This window comes from Sphingomonas sp. IW22 (assembly GCF_041321155.1).
In the GTDB taxonomy this organism is placed as follows: domain Bacteria; phylum Pseudomonadota; class Alphaproteobacteria; order Sphingomonadales; family Sphingomonadaceae; genus Sphingomonas.
Genome location: NZ_JBGGWB010000001.1, coordinates 2289878 through 2313673, shown reverse-complemented (window position 1 = coordinate 2313673; position 23796 = coordinate 2289878). Strand labels below are relative to the sequence as shown.

The 23796-nt window shown below is 62.8% G+C and carries 19 protein-coding genes; 16 read left to right on the top strand and 3 right to left on the bottom strand.

The features are described from left to right. Positions 1-6 precede the first annotated feature (6 nt). On the bottom strand, positions 7-1224 hold the full coding sequence (locus ACAX61_RS11270; protein ID WP_370714822.1) for an acetate/propionate family kinase: 1218 nt from the start codon (positions 1222-1224) through the stop codon (positions 7-9). Next, the gene (locus ACAX61_RS11265) at positions 1221-2609 is read right to left on the bottom strand and encodes a bifunctional enoyl-CoA hydratase/phosphate acetyltransferase (RefSeq protein ID WP_370714821.1); all 1389 of its coding nucleotides are present in this window, start codon (positions 2607-2609) and stop codon (positions 1221-1223) included. Before ACAX61_RS11265 ends, ACAX61_RS11270 begins: the two co-directional genes overlap by 4 nt. A 283-nt stretch (positions 2610-2892) precedes the next feature. Between ACAX61_RS11265 and ACAX61_RS11260 the strand changes: the two genes are divergently transcribed. The 16 genes from ACAX61_RS11260 to ACAX61_RS11190 all read left to right on the top strand — a co-directional run bounded on the left by ACAX61_RS11260 (position 2893) and on the right by ACAX61_RS11190 (position 22012). Continuing rightward, positions 2893-3576, top strand: a complete 684-nt coding sequence (locus ACAX61_RS11260) for a methyltransferase family protein (protein WP_370714820.1) — start codon at positions 2893-2895, stop codon at positions 3574-3576. 353 nt (positions 3577-3929) lie between these two features. Further along, positions 3930-6302 (top strand): glycosyltransferase family 4 protein, encoded by a 2373-nt coding sequence (locus tag ACAX61_RS11255; protein WP_370714819.1) that lies wholly within the window; start codon positions 3930-3932, stop codon positions 6300-6302. Positions 6303-6535: 233 nt separating this feature from the next. Continuing rightward, positions 6536-6799 (top strand): hypothetical protein, encoded by a 264-nt coding sequence (locus tag ACAX61_RS11250; protein WP_230187292.1) that lies wholly within the window; start codon positions 6536-6538, stop codon positions 6797-6799. Continuing rightward, the gene (locus ACAX61_RS11245; RefSeq protein ID WP_230187291.1) at positions 6796-8085 is read left to right on the top strand and encodes a glycoside hydrolase family 130 protein; all 1290 of its coding nucleotides are present in this window, start codon (positions 6796-6798) and stop codon (positions 8083-8085) included. Before ACAX61_RS11250 ends, ACAX61_RS11245 begins: the two co-directional genes overlap by 4 nt. A 169-nt stretch (positions 8086-8254) precedes the next feature. After that, complete coding sequence (locus ACAX61_RS11240; protein WP_370714818.1) at positions 8255-8422, top strand: hypothetical protein; 168 nt, start codon at positions 8255-8257, stop codon at positions 8420-8422. A gap of 239 nt (positions 8423-8661) precedes the next feature. Then, positions 8662-10752, top strand: a complete 2091-nt coding sequence (gene tkt / locus ACAX61_RS11235; protein ID WP_230187289.1) for a transketolase — start codon at positions 8662-8664, stop codon at positions 10750-10752. Next, on the top strand, positions 10749-13556 hold the full coding sequence (locus ACAX61_RS11230) for a bifunctional transaldolase/phosoglucose isomerase (RefSeq protein ID WP_370714817.1): 2808 nt from the start codon (positions 10749-10751) through the stop codon (positions 13554-13556). Before tkt ends, ACAX61_RS11230 begins: the two co-directional genes overlap by 4 nt. An 11-nt stretch (positions 13557-13567) precedes the next feature. Then, a complete protein-coding gene (gene gnd, locus ACAX61_RS11225; RefSeq protein ID WP_230187287.1) occupies positions 13568-14551 on the top strand; it encodes a phosphogluconate dehydrogenase (NAD(+)-dependent, decarboxylating) in 984 nt (327 codons plus the stop codon). Beyond that, on the top strand, positions 14548-15978 hold the full coding sequence (gene zwf / locus ACAX61_RS11220; RefSeq protein ID WP_370714816.1) for a glucose-6-phosphate dehydrogenase: 1431 nt from the start codon (positions 14548-14550) through the stop codon (positions 15976-15978). Before gnd ends, zwf begins: the two co-directional genes overlap by 4 nt. Beyond that, positions 15975-16790: a Cof-type HAD-IIB family hydrolase gene (locus tag ACAX61_RS11215; protein WP_230187285.1), complete on the top strand. Its 816-nt coding sequence runs from the start codon at positions 15975-15977 to the stop codon at positions 16788-16790. Before zwf ends, ACAX61_RS11215 begins: the two co-directional genes overlap by 4 nt. 54 nt (positions 16791-16844) lie before the next feature. Continuing rightward, positions 16845-17624 carry an HAD-IIB family hydrolase gene (locus tag ACAX61_RS11210; protein WP_370714815.1) on the top strand — a complete coding sequence of 260 codons (780 nt, stop codon included), beginning with the start codon at positions 16845-16847 and terminating at the stop codon, positions 17622-17624. Between the two features lie 81 nt (positions 17625-17705). Further along, a complete protein-coding gene (locus ACAX61_RS11205) occupies positions 17706-19007 on the top strand; it encodes a glycoside hydrolase family 130 protein (RefSeq protein WP_084718454.1) in 1302 nt (433 codons plus the stop codon). 131 nt (positions 19008-19138) lie between these two features. After that, entirely contained in the window at positions 19139-19843 is a 705-nt protein-coding gene (gene pgl / locus ACAX61_RS11200) for a 6-phosphogluconolactonase (protein WP_281822862.1), read from the top strand. 95 nt (positions 19844-19938) lie between these two features. Then, on the top strand, positions 19939-20439 hold the full coding sequence (locus ACAX61_RS19625; protein WP_528084550.1) for a four-helix bundle copper-binding protein: 501 nt from the start codon (positions 19939-19941) through the stop codon (positions 20437-20439). Positions 20440-20726: 287 nt separating this feature from the next. After that, entirely contained in the window at positions 20727-21101 is a 375-nt protein-coding gene (locus ACAX61_RS11195; protein WP_230187282.1) for a hypothetical protein, read from the top strand. Between the two features lie 68 nt (positions 21102-21169). After that, on the top strand, positions 21170-22012 hold the full coding sequence (locus ACAX61_RS11190; protein ID WP_370714814.1) for a class I mannose-6-phosphate isomerase: 843 nt from the start codon (positions 21170-21172) through the stop codon (positions 22010-22012). Positions 22013-22145: 133 nt separating this feature from the next. Here ACAX61_RS11190 and ACAX61_RS11185 read toward each other — a convergent pair whose 3' ends face one another. Beyond that, positions 22146-23717, bottom strand: coding sequence for an oleate hydratase (locus tag ACAX61_RS11185; protein ID WP_230187280.1), 1572 nt, complete (start codon positions 23715-23717; stop codon positions 22146-22148). Positions 23718-23796: the final 79 nt, after the last annotated feature.

The window sequence follows — 23796 nt, the reverse complement described above, 5'->3', positions numbered from 1 at the left end:
CGAAGCTCATCGGACCGAAGGCGGCGAGCGCCGCTTGCCGCCGCTGCGCCCTGCCAGGCCCGCCGTCAACTCTCGCGTCGCGGTCGCTATCACAAGCTCCTCATTGGCCGGTATGACGAAGACCTTCACGCGTACTGCCTCCGCGCTGATGCGGGGCAGGCCCTGCTCATTTCGGGCGGGATCAAGGATAACGTCAGCCCAACGCAGCCGTTCGCAGATGGCGGCGCGAAGGGACGCAGAGTTTTCGCCGATGCCCCCGGTAAATACGAGGAGGTCCAAGCCGCCGACCGCCACCATCAACGAGCCAATCTCGCGCGCTGCCCGGTACGCGAACAGGTCGAGCGCCTCGGCGGCGGAGGGATCCGGGCTCTGCGCCAAGATGCGAACATCATCGCTCAGCCCTGACACGCCGAGAAGACCGGAGCGGCTGTTCAAAAGGTCGCCAACGGCTTCTACCGTCATGCCGCGGTCGCGTATCAGATAGAGGATTAGCCCGGGATCAATCGACCCCGAACGGGTTCCCATCATCAGCCCCTCGAGAGAGGTGAACCCCATCGTCGTGGCGACGCTCTGTCGATTCCGCATCGCGCAGAGGCTCGCACCGTGCCCGAGATGCGCCGCGATCACGCGGCCATTGGCGTGATCAGGGGCCACCTCGACAAGTGCCTGTGCGACATGCTCGTAAGAGAGTCCGTGAAAGCCGAACCGCAGCAATCCCTCGTCGCTGAGTGCCCGCGGCAGCGGATAGAGCTGCGCCACCCGCGGTTGGGTGCGATGAAACGCCGTGTCGAAGCAGGCAATCTGGGGCAAGTCCGGCGCCATCGCCGTTACGGCGGCGATCGCAGCGATGTTGTGCGGCTGGTGAGCCGGCGCAAGCGGAATGAGCCGCCCCAGTTCGTCGAGCATCGCTGCATTCACGATGGCCGGTTCCGCAAACGTTGTGCCGCCGTGGACCACTCGGTGTCCGACGGCCGCCAGCGGCCTGTCGACAAGCTTGGTTGCGGCGGTCCTCAGTAGCCATTCGATCCGGGCCGGCAGGGTTGCCCCTGCAGCTCCCGGCAGAGCGGCGAAGGCGGGGGCATAGGGGCCGCTTGTACTGACCGGGAATCCAGCGCCCCGATCTTCGATTACACCCCGACACAAGAGATCAAGTCCGGCACCGTCAAAGAGCGCGAACTTCAGCGTAGACGAGCCGACATTGAGGACCAGGATGGAGGATGTCATAGGGCACGCGACAAGCGGCTGCGAATGAAGATCTGCGCCAGCGCGCAGGACGCGACCCGTGCCAACGCGCCGTCGGCACGGCTGGTCAGCATGATCGGCACGCGGGCGCCGAGGACCAGGCCCGCGGCATCGGCCCCGGCGAGATAGATCAGCTGCTTGGCGATCATATTGCCCGACTCCAAGTCTGGCGCGAGAAGAATATCGGCATCGCCGGCCACGGACGATGCGATGTGCTTTGCTGCCGCTGCCTCCTTTGAGATGGCGTTGTCGAACGCGAGCGGCCCGTCCAGCAAGCCGCCCGTAATCTGCCCGCGCTCGGCCATCTTGCACAGCGCGGCCGCCTCGACCGTGGAACTGATCTTGGCATGGACCATCTCTGTCGCTGAGAGGATGGCGACCTTAGGTGGGTCGATCCCGAGCGCGACACACAGTTCGATTGCGTTCTGGACAATGTCTCGCTTGTCGTCGAGCGTCGGGTAGATGTTGATCGCAGCATCGGTGATGAACAGCGGCTTGTGGTAGCTCGGGACATCCAGCGCGAAGATGTGGCTTATCCGCCGCTCGGTCTTGAGACCGCTGCCACTGGCCACGACCGCGCCCATGAGCTCGTCGGTATGGAGCGCCCCCTTCATGAGGGCCTCCACCTGCCCTTCGCGGACCAGTGCCACGGACTTTTCCGCAGCAGCATGACTATGGGGAACGTCGATCAGCTCGAATGCGCCCAGGGGAAGCCCAGCCGCCTCTGCCGCTTGCGCGATCCGGGCGGCGGGGCCGACCAGGATTGGCACGATCAGCCCAGCATCAGCCGCTTCGACCGCCCCGCGAAGCGAAGCTTCGTCAACTGAATGCACGACCGCGGTTCTGATCGGGGGCAGGCCTTGCGCCTTCTCCAGCGCCGCCCAATAGCGGGCACCCGGGGTGTGGAGCTTTACGGAAGAGGACACGCTCGCCGCGCGCCGCAGCTTTTCGCGCGGGGCGACGACCTCGGCCCAGCCATGCACCAGGATTGCTCCCGATGGATCCGAGCATTGAAAATCGAGCACGACATGACCGTCACTGCGCTTTTCGCGGACCGCGAGGGTGGCCGTGATCGCGCCGCTTGGCGTATCCGGGCGCCCATAGGTCAGCGTCTGAGTGAGGATGATCGTGCCGAGCCCCGGCAGCTGCGTTTCGATGAGGTGCGAGAGGAGCAGGCCGGCCCAGGCGCTCGCGCCGGGCTGCAGCTCGATGGTGTCACCCTCGAGGCCTGAGGGGCCAAGACGCTCCAGCTCGCGCGTAAGCGCGGCAGTTTCGCCGATGGCCAGCTCATCATAGGGGCGATTCTCGAGCGCTTGCATGCAGTACAGTCCTGAGCGGCGTGGCAGTGAGCGTGCCGCGACCCGCAACACTTGTCGCCTTGAGTGCGGAGTGCAGCTTTGATCTGCGTCAATGACGCGTCTCGGGTGGCACCCAATGATCCGTAGACATAAAGCAGGATGAGAAAATGATCGTCGATGAGCTGGGCGACAGAGCGGAGAGGAGACATAGCGCCGTGCGTTCGTCGGCAACAGGCTCTCGGCAAAGTGCGTGGCTTAACCAACCGCGACGCCCCCTGCTCAGACAAGCATTCCCTGGCCCGGCGCGCGGCCGCGCTCCCCAGTCAGGTAGCGGGCGGGGAGCTGCCTGGCCATGACCCAGAGCGATGTGTCCGCCTATGGCTTGTGGGGGGTCGCGGCAGTGAATGCCGCCGTCTTCATTGTCTTCGCCTTCAGCTTTTTCAAGCCACATACGCCGCGTGACTGGCGAAGCTTCGGCGTATTCAGCGCCTTCCTCGTGGCCTTGTTCGCGGAAATGTACGGTTTTCCGCTGACGATCTACCTTCTCTCCGGCTGGCTCCAATCCCGGTTTCCGGGGGTCAACTGGCTCTCACACGATGCCGGACATTTGCTTGAGATGATGTTCGGCTGGAAGACCAATCCTCATTTCGGCCCATTCCACATTGCGAGCTTCGTGCTCATCGGCGGGGGTTTTATGCTCATCTCGGTGGCATGGAAGGCGTTGCACACCGCCCAGCAAGAGCAAAAGCTAGCTACAGGCGGCATCTATTCGCGGATTCGGCATCCGCAATATGTCGGGTTCATTCTGGTGATGTTCGGCTTCCTGCTGCAGTGGCCGACTCTGCTTACACTCGGCATGTTTCCAGTGCTGGTCGTGATGTACGTTCGTCTCGCACGCCATGAGGAGCGGGACGCGCTTCGCGAGTTCGGAGAAGACTACCGCCGATATGCGGCGCAGGTACCTCCCTTCGTTCCTCGCGTTTGGCGCCGCGCCGATAGGGCGGCCGGGCGGGTAAAACCAGAAGACGCCGGCTGATGGCGCCAAGCACCTGGACGCTTGTGGGGCGCCCGTTTGGTTCGCCACTTACATGTGAGGCGGACCCGGCCAGTTCGTGCGCGGCACAGCCGTACCCGTTCATGATGTCTCTTCCACCACGCCTGCCGAAGTTCACCGTGAATGAGCTGAAAGACATCCTTGACTCTGGACTATGGTCCAGCCGCGACAAGGGCTCACGGTTGTCCGTTAGGGTAGTCTGACCTGGGTTCGTTTATCAACCATTGGAGAGATGAACTGTCGAACGACGACCCGCCCAACGAGCTGCGAGCCCGCGCTGAGCTCAGTACTCAGCACGCATTTTCCAAGAGAATTTACACGTTTGAGGTACTCCAATGAACGACGCACGCACGGTCCCTGCTCTAAAGCGTATTGCTTTGATCGGAACCTGCGTCCCGCGGCATTGCGGCATCGCGACTTTCACCGATGACATGCAACGCGCGCTCACCAGCCACGATCCGAACCTGTCGTGCATCACGGTCGCCGTCACCGATAGTGGCGGGAGCTATGCCTATCCCGACTTTGTACCGCTTGAGATCGATCACTCCGATCCTGCATCCTTCGCAGTCGCCGCTGATTTCCTGAACGTCGCCGACATCGAGGTCGTCTCCCTGCAGCACGAGTTCGGGATATTCGGCGGTGAAGCGGGGGAAAATGTGCTCGAACTGCTGCGCGGGCTAAAGACGCCCGTGGTCACAACACTGCACACTATCCTGGCGGCGCCCAACCCCGCCCAACGCCAGGTTATGGATGAAATTATTGGGCGCTCCGCGCGGTTGGTTGCCATGGCGGACAAGGGCCGACAGATACTGGAGGACGTCTATGGCGTTCCGTCCGAGCGGATCAGCGTGATTCCGCACGGCGTCCCTGATCGCCCTTTTCTCGACCCGGCGATGGCGCAACACGATCTGGGGCTTGCGGATCGAACAGTGCTGATGACTTTCGGTTTGCTCGGGCCCGGCAAAGGGATCGAAACAGCGATCGGCGCAATGCCCGCGCTGGTTCGCGACCACCCCAAGATCCTCTACATGATCGTTGGTGCGACTCATCCGAGCCTTCGCCGTCACGAGGGCGAGCGCTACCGCGCGAGTCTCGTCGCTCTCGCAGACGAGCTGGGAGTGACTGACCACATTCACTTTGTCGACCGATACCTCTCACTGGACGAACTTCTGGACCATCTTGCGGCTTGCGACATCTATCTGTCCCCCTATCCGAATGAGGCCCAGATCGTCTCGGGCACGCTGGCCTATGCCGTAGCGTTGGGTAAGGCTGTGGTCTCGACGCCCTTCTGGTATGCGCAGGAACTCCTCGCCGACAATTGCGGCGTCCTCGTACCGTTCGGCGCACCGAACGCGCTGGCTGGCGCGGTCAGCCAGTTGATAGACGACGATACATCCCGCAGCGCAATCCGGACGCAAGCTTACGCGCTGGGAAGGATGATGACGTGGTCGAATGTCGCACGACAGTATCTGGAGGTCTTTTCCGACGTAAGGCTTGAAAGACGGTCCCCCAAGGCTGAGGTCATTCCCTTCGCTCCAGGGGGAGCAAGAAGGAATGAATTGCCTCCGCTCGCGACGGTCCACCTTGATGCATTGACCGATAACGTCGGATTGATCCAGCATACTCAGTTTGCAGTTCCCGACCGCAGACACGGATACTGCCTCGACGACAATGCACGCGCGCTGCTGCTCATGGCCGAAATTGCCCGACTGCGACCCCTTTCTTCACAGGAGGACCGGCTCGCTCTCACCTACGCCGCGTTCGTCGAACATGCCTGGTGTCCCGCCGAAAGCAGGGTCCATAATTTCATGGGGTTCGATCGCGAATGGCTCGATGAACCTGGTGCCGACGATGCCCATGGCCGGGCGGTCTGGGCACTCGGTGCCGTTGCACGGCACCAAGATCCGCGTCGTCTCGATAGCTGGGCCGCTGCGCGATTGCTGGACTTCGCGCCGCCCTTGAATGATACTTCCTCGCCGCGCGCATGGGCATACGGTCTCCTTGGGATCGAAGGTTTTCTGGGACGTTTTCCAGGCCATCGCGGATTCGAGCGGCTGAGGGACAACCTCGCCGATCGTTTGTTTCAGCGCTGGTCGGACGCCGCTGCTCCGGACTGGAACTGGTTCGAGGATCGGCTGGGCTACGACAACGCCAAGCTATGCGAAGCCCTCCTGGTGACTGGCCATGCGCGATCCAATTCTCGCCATATCCAGGTCGGTCTCGACACGCTGCGTTGGCTGATGAAGTTGCAGACGGCCGAGGCGGGCCACTTCCGGCCCATTGGCACCGACACCTTCGGCACCGATCGTCGCCATCCAGAGCCGTTCGATCAGCAGCCATTAGAAGCGTGTTCGGCAGTCAGCGCTTGCCTTATCGCGGCGAATGTCAGTGGAGATCATCGCTGGAGGCAGGAAGCTCGGCGGGCATTCAGCTGGTTTCTCGGAGAAAATGACCTGCGCATCCCCGTCGCCGATGCCGCTGCGGGAGCCTGCTTTGACGGCCTCCACCCTGATCGGCGGAACGCCAATCAAGGCGCGGAATCGACCCTTGCGTACCTTGCGGCGCTGACCGCCATGCTACTCGCAAACGATCATCAGTTTGTCACGCCGCTAAAACCTGCTGCTGTCGATGCGGGCCATGCCATTTCTGCGCGCCAAGACAGCGGCGCGAGCGTGCTTCCGGGTACCATGGTCGCAAAGGCGATATGAATTCTCGACCTCCTGCATCCATTGCAGGCCTGAGCGGTTTGGGGGTGCCGTCAGGCCGGGTTAGGCAAGCCGGCCTTCAATACCAAGCCAAGCAGGCGCGAGCACAATTCAGAGGTCGCGCAAGTCGCCGTGAAAGCCGCCGTAGCGGAGATTTGTGGCTCATCCGTGCGTCTGCCGGTTTCGTAGCGGCCCACCTTCATCGAAAAAGTCTACCGTACGCCGACGATGATGGCATGTTCAAACTCATGCATGAGATGCTCGTGGGGATCACCACCGCGCCTGCGTTCATCCGCCCGACGCAAACCGTTTCGCCGCGCAATCTGGTCGCGACGCGCTTTGGTTCAGGCGTTGACATATTGGCGCTGGAAGTGGCCGATCCCTTGCGCGGTCAACGCGTCCGGACCGCAGCGTTAGTCAATCAGACGTCATCCACAAGGTCATCCGCAAGCGGCTGTCTCGATTGGCATTTCTGTTTTGACAACAAGGACCTAGTATGACCGAACGTGCAAAGCTCAACTTCTACGATCGCGTGCTTCGCCCCGATCCATCGCGCACCGTCGTCCGGCCGTTCGAGCCGGGCTATCCCAAAGGTTTCGACGCCGGCACGTCCCGCACCCAGGAGACTGTCGACCTGATCGTGGCGCTCGACGAGGCTGAGTTGGCGCGCCAGCTGGAAGGCGTCACCCTGTCACTGGACGAGAATCACCGCGACGTCGATGCGATGCTGCTTCGCCGGTTCGACGAGATCGCCGGCCGGATTGAGGGCGTCGATCGTATCAACGCCGAGCAGCGGCGGTTGATCGGGGCCTACTGCAGCGAAGAATATGCCTATGAGGCTGCGGCCTTGTTCAACCCGAGCGTGGTGCTCCATCCCGACCAGTCTGGTCTCCCTGAGGGCACCATCCGTTTCGTGATGTCGCTGCGAGGCATCGGCGAGGGACATGTGTCGTCGGTGACATTCCGCACGGGCACTTGGACACCGGGCGGCGAACTCGTAGTCGACGATCCCAGCCCCACATCGGTGCCGCCACTCATCGAGACCTGTGCGAAGGGGGGGGACGTGGCAGTGCGCCTGTGTTGCGCGGGCAGTCGAACGATATCGGAGATCGTGCTTTTTCCGGTGCTCCCGAGCCAGCGCCAAGGTATCGAGGATATGCGCCTCGTCCGCTTCTGCGACGATGATGGCAGCATAATCTATCACGGAACTTACACTGCGTTCAGCGGTGCCGAGGTGCTCTCGGAATTGCTGAGCAGCACCGATTTCAAGTCGTTTGATATGCGCGTTCTGACCGGCGAAGCGGCCAGAGGGAAGGGAATGGCACTGTTCCCCCGGCGTATCGCGGGCAATTACGCAATGCTCGGACGCCAGGATAACAAAAACATCTGGCTGCACTATTCTGACGACATACTCCACTGGGAAGGCGGCGCGAAAATCATCGCGCCGCAATTCCCTTGGGAGTTCGTCCAGATGGGCAACTGCGGGTCGCCGATCGAGATCGCCGAAGGCTGGCTAGTCATGGTGCACGGCGTCGGGACGGTGCGCAACTATTGCATTGGCGCATGCCTGCTCGACAAGGATGACCCATCAAAACTGCTTGCGCGGACGCCGCGGCCGGTCCTAGCCCCCAGTCCGCATGAACGGGACGGGTACGTGCCCAACGTCGTCTATAGCTGTGGTTCGATCGTCCAGGGTCGGACGATGCTCCTGCCATATGCGGTAGCTGATAGCTTTACAGCCTTTGCTACGGCCTCAATCGACAACCTGTTAAGTGTCATGGAGTAGGCGGCTTCACCTGATCTCGATCCATTGCACGGCTACGTTGATGCGCGGAGCCTTCCACCGCATCAAATCATTCGTGACAGCTCACTGTTGTTCTCCCCTAAAGGCCGGACAGGTTCTCTCCGATCGAGCGTTCGATAAACTCGCGAAGCGCCCGGTAGGCGAGTGCGCGATGCGAATGCCCGCGATTGCAGTGATCGAGCCAGGCGGGCAGCCGCCCGATGACGCCGGCGACGCCGGGACGCAGGATGACCTGGGCGTAGCCACGCTTGAGCGTGCGGACGAAAGCCCCAGCAATGGCCGTTTCTCTGCGGGCTTTCGACGGGCGTGGTCCGTGTGAGCAAGATGTCGCGGACGAAGCGCCTGGTATCGTGCGCGGTGTAGCAGCTGCATTGTCGGTCGGCCATCCGATGGTGTGCGGCAGCTTGTTCACCCGTTGCCTCGCCCGCAATGTCACGCTTTGATCTGCGTCAATGACGCGACCTGTCGCCACGCCAATCTTCGGCAGGCGCAGCGAGCGTCCTTCGGATGGAGTCGTGCTGTGCACGTGCGTCGAACAAAGGGATCGCGAGGAGGTATATGCCCGGTACAACGGCGTCGGCACAGCCATCGCATGAGGACGGATCGAGGGAAAGACTCGCGATCGACACCATCCGCACGCTGGCGATGGATGCCGTGCAGAAGGCCAATTCGGGCCATCCAGGCACGCCGATGGGGCTCGCGCCGGTGGTCTATACGCTGTGGCGAGACTTCATGCGCTATGATCCGGACACCCCAAATTGGCCGAACCGCGATTGCTTCCTTCTTTCGGTCGGCCACGCCTCGATGCTGCTCTATGCCGTACTGCATCTGGCGGGGGTGAAGGAGATCGATGCTGACGGAAAGCTGACGGGTAAGCCCGCGGTCAGTCTCGACGACATCAAGCAGTTCCGGCAATTGGGATCGAAGACCCCTGGCCATCCCGAGTATCGCATGACCAGCGGGGTCGAAACGACTACCGGCCCGCTCGGTCAGGGTTGTGGCAATTCGGTCGGCATGGCGATTGCCGAGCGTGTGCTCGCCTCCCGCTTCAATCGCGACGGCTTCGACCTATTCGATCACGACATCTATGTGCTGTGCGGCGATGGCGACATGATGGAAGGCGTTTCGGGCGAGGCAGCGTCAGTCGCCGGCCACCTCGCGCTCTCCAACCTGTGCTGGATCTACGACAACAACCACATCTCGATCGAGGGATCGACCAAGCTCGCCTTCACCGAAGATGTCGGCCAGCGGTTCGAGGGCTATGGCTGGAACGTCATCCACGTCGACGACGCGAACGACACCGCCGTCTTCGCGGAGGCACTGAAGACATTCCGCGCGACGGAGGACCGGCCGACCTTCATCGTCGTCAATTCGGTCATCGGCTGGGGCAGCCCCAGGGCCGGCAGCGAGAAGGCGCACGGCGAGCCGCTGGGCGTGGAGAATGTCCGCGCGACCAAGCGAGCCTATGGCTGGCCGGAGGATGCGCAGTTCTTCGTGCCGGATGGCGTGGCGGAGGACTTCAACGCCGCCGTGTCCAGCCGGGGCAAGCCGGCGCGCGAGGCGTGGGAGGCGATGTTCGCCCGCTACCGCGAGAGCTTCCCCGCCGAAGCCGCCGAATTGGCCCTACTGCTCCAGGGCAAGCTGCCGGATGGCTGGGATTCCGACATCCCGAGCTTCCCGGCCGATCCCAAGGGCCTTGCCTCGCGCGACAGCGGTGGCACGGTCCTCAACGCCATCGCCCCGCGTATACCGCTGCTGATCGGCGGCTCGGCCGATCTCGCCCCCTCGACCAAGACGAACCTCACCTTCCAGGGTGCGGGCACCTTTGAGCGAGACGATTATTCCGGCCGCAACATGCATTTCGGCGTGCGCGAACATGCGATGGGATCGATCGCGAACGGCATGGCGCTGCGTTACCTGCGTTCGTACACCGGCACCTTCCTGGTCTTCGCCGATTATATGCGCGCGCCGATCCGGCTGGCGGCGATCATGGAATTGCCGGTGGTGTTCGTTTTCACCCACGACAGCATCGGCGTGGGCGAGGATGGGCCGACCCACCAGCCGATCGAGCATCTGGCAACGCTGCGGGCGATCCCGGGGCTCGACACAATCCGGCCGGGCGATGCCAACGAGGTGGCGATGGCGTGGAAAGTCGCGCTATCACATACCCGCGAACCGACCGCGCTGATTTTCTCCCGCCAGGCGATCCAGACGCTCGACCGCGAGAAATATGCGTCCGCCAACGGGCTGGAGCGGGGCGGCTATATCCTCGCGGATGTGGAGGACGGCGATCCCGACGTGATTTTGATCGGCACCGGCAGCGAGCTGCCGATGGTGGTCGCCGCGCACGAGAAGCTGGTCGCCGAGGGGCTTAAGTCCCGCGTGGTATCGCTGCCGAGCTGGTACCTGTTCGAGAAGCAGGACCATGCCTATCGTGAGACGGTGTTACCCAATGCGGTGCGCGCGCGCCTCGCGGTGGAGCAGGCCGGTTCCATGGGGTGGGATCGCTATGTCGGCCATGATGGCGGCACGATCACGATGAAGACGTTTGGCGCCTCCGCCCCGCTTGCCAAGCTGCAGGAGAAATACGGCTTCAACGTCGACAATATCTGCGCCGTGGCGCGCGACCTGATCGAGAAGAACAGATGACCAGCCGGTTGAAGCAACTCAGCGAAGCGGGTCAGGCCGTCTGGCTCGATTTTGTCGATCGCAAGTTTTTGAGCCAAGGCGGGCTGCGCAAGCTCATCGAGGAGGATGGGCTCACCGGCGTCACCTCCAACCCTTCGATCTTCGAGAAGGCGATGGGCCATGGCGACGCCTATGACGCCGGCTTCACCGAATTCCTCGGCAAGGCCGATGCGAGCGTGGCGGACACCTATGAAAGCCAGGCGATCGCCGACATCAAGGCGGCGGCGGCCGATCTGCGGACGGTCTATGATCGCCTCGAGGGCAAGGACGGCTATGTCAGCCTCGAGGTCTCGCCTTATCTCGCCAACAGCACCGATGCGACGATCGAGGAGGCGGAGCGCCTGTGGGCGGCCGTCGGTGAGCCGAACCTGATGGTGAAGGTGCCTGCCACAAAGGCCGGCATCCCCGCGATCTGCCGACTGATCGCGGAGGGCATCAACATCAACGTCACGCTGCTGTTCTCGCTCGGGGCCTATCAGGCGGTGGCCGAGGCGTATCTGGCGGGGCTCGAGGCGCGGGCGAAGGCGGGCAAGCCGATCGACCGGATCGCCAGCGTCGCCAGCTTCTTCGTCAGCCGCATCGACGCGCAGATTGACAAGGCGATCGACGAGCGGGTGAAGGCGGGCGATGCCGAGGCAGAGGCGCTGAAAGAGCTCCGCGGCAAGGTGGCGATCGCGAACGCCAAGGTCGCCTACGCCTGGTATCAGGAGATGATCGCGTCCGACCGCTGGCACGCGCTCGCCGCCAAGGGCGCGATGCCGCAGCGCCTGCTGTGGGCGTCGACCGGCACGAAGGATCCCGCCTATCCCGACACGCTCTACATCGACACGCTGATCGGGCCGGATACGGTCAACACTATGCCGCCCAAGACGATGGACGCGTTTCGCGACCGCGGCACTCCGCATCAGACGCTGACCGAAGATGTCGAGGCTGCGCGCCACCTGCTGGTGGAGGCCGAGCGGCTGGGGCTTAAGCTGGGCGACGTGACGGCGGGACTCGTGACGAATGGCGTGCGCCTGTTCGCGGACGCGGCGGACTCGCTGCTTGGCGCCGTGGCCGGCAAGCGCGAGGCGTTCCTGGGCAATCAGCAGAACCGCATGACGGCTGCCCTCCCCGAGGGATTGGAAAAGGCGGTCGAGGCGCGGCTGGAGACGGCGCGCGCGGCTGGCTGGGGCCGGCGCTTCTGGCAGGGCGACGCGACGCTGTGGACCGGCAAGGACGAGGCTAAGTGGCTCGGCTGGCTCTCCGCGGCGCACGGGCAGCAGGTCGATCCGGATCAGCTGATGCAGCTGACCGACAAGGCGAAATCGTACAAGGACGCGGTGCTGCTGGGCATGGGCGGATCGAGCCTCGGGCCCGAGGTGCTGTCGCTGATCCTGGGTTGCAAACCCGGTAGTCCGAAGCTGCACGTGCTCGACACGACCGACCCAGGACAGATCGCGACCGTCACCGCGGCGATCGATCCCACGAATACCTTGTTCATCGTCTCGTCGAAGTCGGGCTCGACGATGGAGCCCGAGCTGCTGCGCGCCTTTTTCTGGGATCTGTCGGGCGAGGATGGCGATCGCTTCGTCGCGGTCACCGATCCGGGCTCGAAGTTGGAGACTTCGGCCAAGGCGGACCGTTTCGCGATGATCGTGCCCGGCGATCCGGCGATCGGTGGGCGCTATTCGGTGCTGTCGGCGTTCGGGATGGTGCCGGCGGCGGTGATGGGAATTGACACCCACGCTTTCTTCGAGTCGACCGCGGCGATGGTGTTTGCCTGCGGGGCCGATGTGCCGCCCGCCCTCAACCCGGGCTTCCGGCTGGGCGCGATCATCGGCGAGGCGGCGGTGGCGGGGCGCGACAAGCTCACTATTCTGCCGTCCAAGGGCCTGGAGCCGTTCGGCGCGTGGCTGGAGCAGTTGCTGGCAGAATCGACCGGTAAGCGGGGCAAGGGCGTCGTGCCGGTGGACCTGGAACCGGTCGGCGCTCCGGCAAGCTACGGGAGCGACCGGCTGTTCGTCCATTTCCACCTGGAAGGCGACAGCGACGCAGGCCTGGAAGCGCAGTTGAAGGCGCTAAGCGATGCCGGACAGCCGCTGGTGACCATTTATGTGGCTAGCCGGGAACTGATCGGGCAGGAATTCTTCCGCTGGGAGATAGCCACCGCGATCGCGGGGGCGGTGATCGGCGTCGATCCGTTCGACCAGCCGGACGTGGAGGATGCCAAGATCGCCACGCGCAAGCTGGTGGATGCCTATGAGGCGTCCGATGCCCTGGAACCGGAGACAGCCGTTACGGAGGATTCCGATTTTGCCATCTTCGCCGCAGGCGACAGCGCCTTGGGTTCAGCCGAGCCGACCGCGCTGCTGCGGATGCATTTCGCAAGCCTCGTGCCCGGCGATTATGCCGGGTTCCTCGGATTTGTGGAGCGCGACGAGGCGAACGCGGCGAGCATCGCTGCCATCCGGGTAGCGGTGCGAGATGCCAAAGGGGTGGCGACGGTCGCGGGCTTCGGGCCGCGCTTCCTCCATTCGACGGGGCAGGCCTATAAAGGCGGCCCGGCGAGCGGCGCGTTTCTGACGATTACGCGCGATCCCGATCCCGATCTCGCGATTCCTGGCAGGAAGGCCAGCTTCGGCACCGTCCAGATCGCGCAGGCGCGCGGCGACATGGACGTTCTGGCCGCGCGCGGCCGGCGCGTTCTGCGCGTCCACCTGAAGAAGGGCGGCGGCGGAATGGAAGCCTTGCGCGCGGCGGTCGTCGCGGCAGCCCAGAATTAAGGATACAGCGCATGCGTCTCGCGATGATCGGCCTGGGCAGGATGGGAGCCAATATAGCGCGCCGGCTGATGCGCGGCGGTCACGAGATCGTCGCCTTCGATCGGAACGCTCCGGCGGTGGAAAAGCTGGCGAGCGAAGGCGCAACCGCCGCCGCCTCGCTTGAGGAGGTCGCCGACAAGCTCGAGAGCCCGCGAATCTTCTGGGTTATGCTGCCGGCGGGGCCGCCTACGGAGAGCACGATCGCGACACTGATGGGCTTGGCCGCTCCAGGCGACATCATCATCGACGGCGGCAACAGCTTTTACAAGGACGACATCCGCCGGGCGAAGCTGTGCGCGATGAAAGGACTCCACTATGTCGATGTGGGCACCTCAGGCGGTGTGTGGGGCCTCGAGCGCGGCTATTGCATGATGATCGGCGGCGATGTCGCGACTCTCGACAGCCTTGATCCCCTCTTCGAGGCACTGGCACCAGGCCAGGGCACGATCCCACGCACGCCGGAGCGCGGCGACCCCAACGAGGACCCACGCGCCGAAAAAGGCTATATACACACCGGTCCCGCGGGTTCGGGCCACTTCGTCAAGATGGTCCACAACGGCATCGAATATGGCCTGATGCAGGCCTATGCTGAGGGGTTCGACATCCTGAAGGGCAAATCCTCCTACAAACTACCGGAAGACGAGCGCTTCGATCTCAACCTCACCGACATCGCCGAAGTCTGGCGCCGCGGTAGCGTCATTTCATCCTGGCTGCTCGACTTGTCGGCCGCGGCGCTCGCGAAAGACCAGATGCTTGAGCAATTCTCCGGCCAAGTCGCGGATTCGGGCGAGGGTCACTGGACGATTGAGGCGGCAATGGAGGAAGCGGTCCCCGCCTACGTCCTCTCCGCGGCGCTGTTCGCGCGCTACCGCAGCCGGGTCGACACGACCTTCGGCGACAAGCTCCTCTCGGCGATGCGGTTCGGCTTCGGCGGACATGTCGAGGTGCCACAATGAGCAATGCTCCGGCTGCACCCCCTGCAACCTTCGTCATCTTCGGGGCACGAGGGGACCTCACCCGCCGGTTGCTGGTACCCGCGCTCGTCAACCTCGTCCGGGCCGGGTTGCTCGCCGATGACATGACGCTTCTCGGCATCAGCCATCACGACGGCGACGACGAACATCTGCGCCAGGCGCTCGACGATTTCGTGGAGGACGATGCCGCTTGGCGGAAGCTCCGCGACCGTATCCGCTATTTGCGGGGCGATTTCGCCGACACCGCCACGTACCAGGCGCTCGGCACCCAACTCACCGGCAACGCGGTCTTCTACCTCGCCACCGCACCGAACTTCTTCGGGACCGTCGTCGATCAGCTCGGCGAAGCGGGGCTGCTCAACGAGACTAATGGCTTCCGCCGCATCGTGATCGAAAAGCCGTTCGGCACCGACCTTGCCTCGGCGCATGCGCTCAACAGCCGGATCCTGGCCCGAGCGAGCGAGGATCAGATCTACCGGATCGATCATTTCCTGGGAAGGGAGACCGTGCAGAACATCATGGTCGCACGCTTCGGCAACACCATGATCGAAGCCGTCTGGAACAACCGCTACGTCGATCATGTCCAGATCACCGCCGCCGAGGCAGTGACTGTCGGTACGCGCGGCAAATTCTACGACGGCACCGGCGCATTGCGCGACATGGTGCCCAATCACCTCTTTCAGCTGCTGGCGATGATCGGGATGGAGCCGCCGATCAGCTTCGATGCCGAGGCAATCCGTATCGAGAAGGGGAAGGTCATCGCCGCGATCCGTCCGATCGATCCGGCAGAGGCAATTCGCGGCCGCTATGCAGCCGGCAGCGTAGCCGGCGTGGCAGTACCCGCTTACCTCGCCGAACCGGACGTCGATCCCGCCAGCCGCACCGAGACCTTCGCCGCGCTCAAGGTGCACGTGGAGACCTGGCGATGGTCGGGCGTGCCTTTTTATCTACGCACCGGTAAGGCGATGCCGACACGCGATACCGAGATCGTGGTCCAGTTCCGTGACGTGCCACTGGCGCTGTTCCGAGAGACGGTGGTGGATCGACTGCCCCCCAACCGCCTCGTCATGCAAATCCAACCGGATGAGGGCATCAGCCTTGAGTTTGTGGTCAAGCGGCCGGGGCCCGTCGTGAACACCGCGCCCGTCACCATGGACTTCCGCTACAAGGACCATTTCGAGGTCGGCCACCAGACTGGTTACGAGACCTTGCTCTACGACGTGCTAACCGGCGACCAGACGCTGTTCCAGCGGGCCGGCGAGATCGAAGGTGGCTGGCGCGCGGTGCAGCCGCTCCTCGATGTGTGGGCTCAGGGCACTCCGGAGGAATATGCTGCGGGCAGCGCCGGCCCCGAAAGTGCGGACGCGCTGATGCACCGCTCGCACCGACGCTGGCATCGCCTCGGATGAGCGGGCGCATCCGGCTACTCGTGTCCGATATCGACGGCACGCTCGTCCGCCGCGACAAGAGCCTCTCCGAAGGCGTGATCTCAGCGTTCAGGCGAGTCAAGGCGGCCGGCATAGAGGTGAGCCTTATCAGCGCCCGCCCGCCCAGCGGCATGCTGTGGATCGCGGAACGGCTGGAGCTCGCTGGCGTCATCGGCGCATTCAATGGAGGCACGATCGTCCAGCCCGACGGGACTGTCGTCTCGGCCGACCGGCTCGAGCCCGAATGCGCCGCGCGGGCGCTTGCGCTGCTGGATCACCCGGCCGTCACGCCGTGGTTGTTCGCAGGCGGCCTCTGGTATGCCCGCGCAACCGACAACGAGTATGTTCCGCGCGAGCGACGCGCGGCCAACATCGAGCCAATCATCAGGGGCGACTTCGCTGGACTGCTCGCCCAACCCGACAAGATCGTCGGCGTCAGCGACGATCATGCACTGCTCGCCCGACTTGACGGAGAGATCGCGGCGGCACTCGGGCGGGACGCGACCGTCGGACGTTCCCAGCCCTACTATCTCGACATCACCGCCCCCCGCGCCAACAAGGGCGATGGCGTCGCCGCACTAGCTGCCGCGATCGGCGTGCCGCTCGCCAACGTCGCCGTGCTCGGCGATGAGCGCAATGACCTGCCAATGTTCGCGCGCGCAGGTCTCTCGATTGCAATGGGACAGGGTCCCGATGCCGTCCGGGCCGCCGCTGACCGGGTAACTCGGTCGAACGAGGAGGACGGCGTTGCCCATGCGATAGACGAGATCATCCTGCCGGAAGCGGCTCCATGAGCGAGGCGATTTCAACGATCCGCCGGACGACGGCATCATGAGTGGAGCTTTCCGATGAAGCGACTTATCGCTTTCGACTTGGACGGCACCCTGGCCGAGAGCAAACAGCCGATCGACCAAGCGACGGCCGAGTTGCTTGCCGAGCTTCTCGATCTCCTCCGCGTTGCGGTGATCTCCGGGGGCGACTGGCCACAGTTCGAGACACAAGTCGTGTCGCGGCTGCCCAGGAAAACCAACCTCCGTCAGCTGTTCATCATGCCGACCACGGGTACCAAGCTCTACCGTTTCGATGAGGGCTGGCAGGTCGTGTACGCCGACGTCTTCTCGCAAGAAGAGCGCAGCCGCATCCTCGATGCGTTAACCAGGGCAGCCGACGAGAGTGGGCTCCGCGAGACCCAGATATGGGGCGAACGAGTGGAGGATCGCGGCAGCCAGATCACGTTTTCCGGGCTCGGGCAGCTCGCTCCCCTCGACGCAAAGACCGCGTGGGATCCAGACTTCGCCAAGCGCAAACGCCTCCAGGCGGCCCTCCGAACGACGCTCCACGATCTCTCGGTCAACATTGGCGGATCAACCTCGATCGACATCACTCGTCATGGCATCGACAAAGCTTACGGAATGCGCAAGCTAGCCAAGCATGCCGGCGTTCCCTTCGCCGAAATGCTCTTCCTCGGCGACGCGATCTACCCGGGGGGCAACGACAACCCTGTTCGTGAGGCGGGGATTGATACGATCGCAGTCCGGGACGTCGCCGAGACCAGGACCGCGATCTCGGCGATCATCGCTTGCCTGAGGCCTTCACAGGCAAATGGTCGAGGGGATCCAGTGCCCTGAACAAAGGCTTCCCGAACAAGCGCACCGAGATTCTATCCGACCGGCGGACGAAGCCGCGAGACAACAGCAATGGAGCTCATCATGTCGAAGGCTGATTTTGTGACCCGCCTGCCTGTGTTGCTTCGGTCCGATCCAGCGCGCGTGGTCATTCGGCCTTACACCCCAGCGGCGGATCCGAAGGGGTTCGACCAGGGAGATCGTCCGCGCGCACAACGCATCGCAGATCGGGTGCTTGCGCTCGATGAAGCCGAGTTGCGCGAAGAATTGCGACGCCTCCTGACCGACTTCTCAGGTCGTCACCGGGACGTGGAGTCAGTCTTCCTTCGGCGGTTTCAAGAGGTGAACGGATTGATTATATGCAAATGCGAAGTCAGCCGCGACCGCGCAATCTTGATTGGGGCTTACTTCAGCAATGAATATTCCTACGAGGCCGCGGCTTTGTTCAACCCGAGCATTGTCCCTCACCCCGACCAGTCCGGCGTCGCAGCCGATGCCATCCGCTTCGTTCTTTCGCTGCGAGCGGTCGGCGAAGGACATGTTTCATCGGTCGCCTTCCGCACGGGCGTGTGCGGAGCGAACGGTGTCGTCGCGATCGATCCCTCCAGTCCAAGGCCGGTCGTGCTGCAGATGGAAAACATGCCCGGCGACGGGACGAGCGAGCCGGGCGTGCGTATCATCTGCGATGGGAGTCATGATCTGTCGGAAATCGTATTGTTTCCAATGACGCCCAGCCAGCGCAACGGCATCGAAGACCTCCGTCTCGTTCGTTTTGTCGATGATGACGGGAGCGCAACTTACCTCGGCACTTACACCGCTTTCAATGGTCAAGCGATCCGACAGGAGTTGCTCCGCACCACTGATTTTAGAACCTTCGAACTCAAAGCCCTCCACGGAGACGCCACGAGCAGCAAGGGGATGGCGCTGTTCCCGCGTCGTATCGACGGGCAATACGCAATACTCGGTCGGCAGGACAACGAGAACATCTTGTTCCTGACGTCGGACGATCTATACGACTGGAACGGCGGCGTGAAAACGGTCTCGCCGCGCTGGCCTTGGGAATTCGTTCAGATCGGCAATTGCGGGTCGCCCATCGAGATCGATGAGGGCTGGCTGCTGATCACGCATGGCGTCGGTTCAGTGCGAAACTATTGCATCGGGGCATGCCTCCTGGACCGCAACGATCCGTCGAAACTGCTGGCGCGCGTGACTCAACCGCTGCTCCGATCAGATGCCGAAGAACGCGAAGGCTATGTTCCGAACGTGGCTTACAGTTGCGGCGCGATGGTCCACAATCGCGTGCTGGTGCTGCCCTATGCCGTTGCCGACAGCTTCACCACCTTCGCGACGGTGCCACTCGACCAGCTTCTGGCGGCGATGGCGTAGGAAACATCTTGGGAGCCTGACGGAGTGACGGAGTAGGGTGACCGGGAATAAATGTGGCAAACATGCTGCTTCCTCCCGGCGCATGCTTAGCTCGCAGGTAGCCGCCCTCGCTTTCCAATGAGGCTTTGGTGATGCACGAGGTCGAGTGGCTGGAATTCGACGACCGAGCCGCAATGGTGTGGCAGGTCGTCAACGATGTTGAGATCGCGGTAGAATGCGCGGTCGACGCGCGCGGGTGCGCGTTGCTTGCAGTGCCGGGCGGCAAGACGCCAGTGCCGATATTCCGCGCGTTGGCCGCTCGCTCACTGAACTGGCCGAAGGTCATGCTGCTGCCGACTGATGAAAGGTTGGTCGCGGAGGATGATCCGCTCAGCAATGCCGGCTTGATTCGCGCTCATTTCGGCACCACGGGCGCTACCATAATGCCGCTGTGCGAGCGCGTGGATATCGACCCAGGGGCGGCGGGCCGCGCCGCGGATCGGCGCCTGCGGGTGCTGCAATGGCCATTCGACCTTGTCTGGCTCGGGATGGGTGAGGATGGCCATACCGCCTCGATCCTGCCGGGGCCGGATTTTGAGGCGGCGTTGAGCGCTCCGTTATCACGCCGCGCCTGCGGCGTCGTTCCCGACCCACCACCAAAGGAGGCACCGGTCGCGCGCGTTACCCTCACTCGAGCGGCGCTTGTGGCGACACGGACGCTGATGTTGACGATCAGCGGTGACAAGAAGCGCGCGGTTGCGAGGCAGGCAATCGAAGACGGCCCGCGGTCAGCAACCGCGATTGGGCGCGTGCTGGCCGAGTGCAGCGCACCAATTAAAGTCGTTTGGTGCAAGTGAAGCGCGTACCGTCCGGGGATTTCCTGCGTTGGCGATGATGTTCGCTGTGATCGGCCTCGTAGTGGGCGTTAGGATATCTTGTGCGACCGAGCCCAATGACCGGCAAGTCGGCTGAAAACAAAGGAACGAAAGTGATGATGAAACCTACTCACCATAATCGGCGGTCATTCATTTCTGGTAGTGTTGCGCTTGCGGCGGCGGGGACGGTCATTTCCGCCGCCGAGGCGCAGCAAAGCAGGGGGATGGCGAGTATGAAACGGGGAATGACGTTATCGGACTGTGTACAGGATTGTCTCGAATCACATAAGATGTGCCTGGAAACTGCCCGTTACTGCGTGGACAAAGGCGGAAAACACGTTAGCACCAAGCATCTTTCACTCCTGCTTGACTGCGCGGAGATATGCCAGACGACAGCTAACTCTTTATTGCGGCGCTCTTCGCAGCATGCAGTGATTTGCGAGGCCTGCGCTCGGGTTTGCGAAGCCTGCGCGCGCGACTGCGACAGCTTTGCCGCAGACGCTCAGATGCGACAGTGTGCTTTAACCTGTCGGACATGTGCCCAAAGCTGTCGCGATATGGTCGGGATGGCCATCTGACGCGGACTTTTTTTGGTAGCGGCGGGCCCGAAGAATGCGCCGCATCTCTGTGCGGCGTGGCAGATCTTCCCGGCTGAGAGCTCTCGAGCGGAACGGACGATGACGGCTGCATCATCTCGCGCGGGGTCATTGGTTCGGAGCGCCCCTCCCATTTCCCTCACCTCAGCTTTTGACCCGAATCAAAACACCGGCCTTGGCTCGGGACTATAGTCGAAGCGCGACAGGGGCCTCGGAGGTAGATGATGCTGGTTTCCGATCAGCCGATATGCCGTTAGACACAGGAGACGATGATGTTTACCGAGCTTCTGCAGCTCGCCGCCGACAAGAAGCTGATCGTGGGCATGTGCGTCTATCCTCCAGGAGCTTCCGGGTATCACGTGCAAATCTGGACCGGCCCTAGCATGGGTGAGCGTACAGAATGGTGGGAGCGATTTCCGTGCGATATTCCGCACCGGGAGGCGCTTGATCGAGTCGCCGGAATCGCCGGGCGCGCCCTGGCACAAACGTGGCGCCGTGAGGCAGCCTCGAGTGCATTTTTCCAGCCCGCGCCTCGCCATGACCTGATCGAGCCGAACGTGAACCAAGCGGCAGACGAACCCGACAGGCGACGCCTCCGCATCCTGCACGGAGAGAGCGTCGGGAACCCTACGACTCCCCAGTGATGCACGAATGGATCGCGTGGTCATAGGTTCGCGACTACTGGGCGTCGCGTGACGAAGGAACCCGCTTCATGGCCGCCATCCGCCTGACCACCAAGCGAGTCGAGAAACCCTGGGGGCGGACCAACCTGTGGCCGGGCTTCGGCAGCGTGGCGCCAGGCGGTGAGCCCGTCGGAGAGATTTGGTTCGAGGCACCCGGCGATCCCGAGCTGCTCATAAAATATCTATTCACCAGCGAGAAGCTGTCGATCCAGGTTCACCCCGACGACACGGTGGCGCAGGCGCACGGCTATCCGCGCGGAAAGGACGAGGCGTGGGTGGTACTCGCCGCGGAGCCGCGTGCAACAATCGCGATTGGCACGGTGGCCCGAATGACCCAGGACGAACTTCGCCGCGCCGCGCTTGATGGCACGATCGAGAAGCTCGTCGACTGGGCGGCGGTCAAGGCGGGCGACGTCTATTATTCGCCCGCGCGCACCGTCCATGCGATCGGGCCGGGGCTGACGCTGGTCGAGGTGCAGCAGAATGTCGACCTGACATACCGCCTCTACGATTATGGCCGGCCGCGAGAGCTGCATCTCGACGAAGGCGTCGCAGCGAGCAATCCCGTCCCGTACGTCGCACCGTATGTAGCCAAGGAGGTCGCGCCAGGTCGTACCATCCTCTCCGATCGCGCTGCCTTCGTGCTCGAGCGTTGGACGCGCTCGGGCGAGGCGACGCTTGCCAGTGACGGTCGGCCGATCTGGCTAGTGCCGCTCCAGGGCGGCGGCGCGATCGACAACGACGGCTTCGAGGCGTGCGGGGTGTGGCTCGCCGAGGGTGAAACCACGCTCCGCGTGGATCCAGGCACCGAACTGCTCGTCGTCTATCCCGGCGTGGGCGTGATCGACCGACTATGGGAGCCCGACGTGTGACATCCACCCTCCTCGCGGTTCAGCCGCGGTGACGGAGCCACTCTGGCGCCCGAGCAACAACGAGCGGCACAGCCAGGTGCCGAACTTCGTCTATAGTCTCAGGATACAGGCGCCTGATCGGGCTGACGGCGTACTACCGAAATGCCTTGATCACCGCGTTGAGGTTTACCATCGCCGACTTATCGTGATGTATTATTGATGGAATCACCGCATCGATCCCAAGCAGTTGATAAACCGCCATTTGCGCGACCCTCACAGAGTATTCGACGGTGAAGACTACATCTTCGGGTATTTCGACGAATTGACTGACGAAGGCGAGGTTCTTCGAGTTCTTTGGGACCGGCAGCGGACGGTCTTCGCTCGCACGCGGCATGAACATGCTGGTGATATAGGGCATTCGGCAAGGAATGCAGTTCGCCGTTTCGAATACCGTCAGGTCGAGGTTGAGGTGACCAGAAAGCTCGATCAATATCTCCTGACCGGTGCACTCCGACATTGGCTTCGCTACAAAGTCGCCCACCCGGTCGGGGTGCAACGCATAGCCCCAGAAAACGCGGGTCCCGGCAGGCTGGTCGGGGAAATGCGGTTGATGTGCCAGCACTACCGACATGAACCAATTGGAGTCCTTGAACGTAACGAGGCCGCCCGTGCCTGCCTCGTTGCCCGTAAAAGCCTGCATATGATCGAAGAAGGCGGTATTCTGCTGGGTGACAGTGAACGACAGCCAGTAGGACTCAGGGATCGAGGAATTAAACACGGCAGGATTGCCAAACTCGGGCCGCCCCTCGGCTAACTTCTCCCACAGAGCCCACCCGGCGCTGTCATCCTTCGTCAGACGTTCGGGTGCTCGTGTCATCGATCCAAGGCTAGACGCGTCCGTCATCGAGCCGTTCTGAAAAAAGACAAGGTCGTCATCGCCGACGTTGACGGATCCGTTTCCACCAGCGTCGCTTATCTCGATGCTCGTGACTGCTATCTTTCCGTTCATTGTCGACAGACCAAAGTCTGTTACCCGACAGTCGTTGACGAAATGAACACCCCTCTCCCTCAGCCAGCTCGCCAGTGGCCGAACCAATGAGTCGTACTGGTTGTAGATCGTGCGCTTCACGCCCGCGAGCGTTTCGATGCGTGAGAATTCTTTCATGAAGCGATGCAGGTAGCGTTTAAATTCGACCGCGCTATGCCAAGGCTGAAAAGCAAAAGTCGTCGCCCACATATACCAGAACTTGGTCTCGAAGAACGTTGGCGACAGCCACTCGGTAATTCGACTTGAGCCCAGCGTTTCCTCGCTTGCCCCGGCGAGCTTCAGCAACTCGACGCGATCCTTCATTGAAAAACCCATCGCGGTGACGTCGAGGATGGCGCAGTTGCGGTCCACGAGGCGCGCTTTGGAATGCGATTTCACACGCTCGTTGAACGCGACCGTCTCCTCAAACACAGTCCTGCCAGGCTGTTCGAGCGAGGGGATCGTCTTGAACAAGCCCCAGGTACATTCATAATTGTCCGTTGTCAGCATCCGCCCTCCCCGCATCGAATAGCCCTCCGCCGGGTTGCCGGCGCCATCCAGACTCCCGCCCAGGACCGGCAGGGTCTCATAGACAGTGATGTTCTTGCCCCGCATGCCGCCATCGCGGATCATGAAGGCTGCTGCCGCCAGGGAGCCGATGCCTCCACCAACTAAGTGCGCTCTTCTGTCGTTTGCCATTTTGTTCTCCGGCGGACACCGCGTGCTTCCCTTGCGAATGTAGAGGAATCCCGTCCCTTAGCCGTTGACTCAGGTCAAA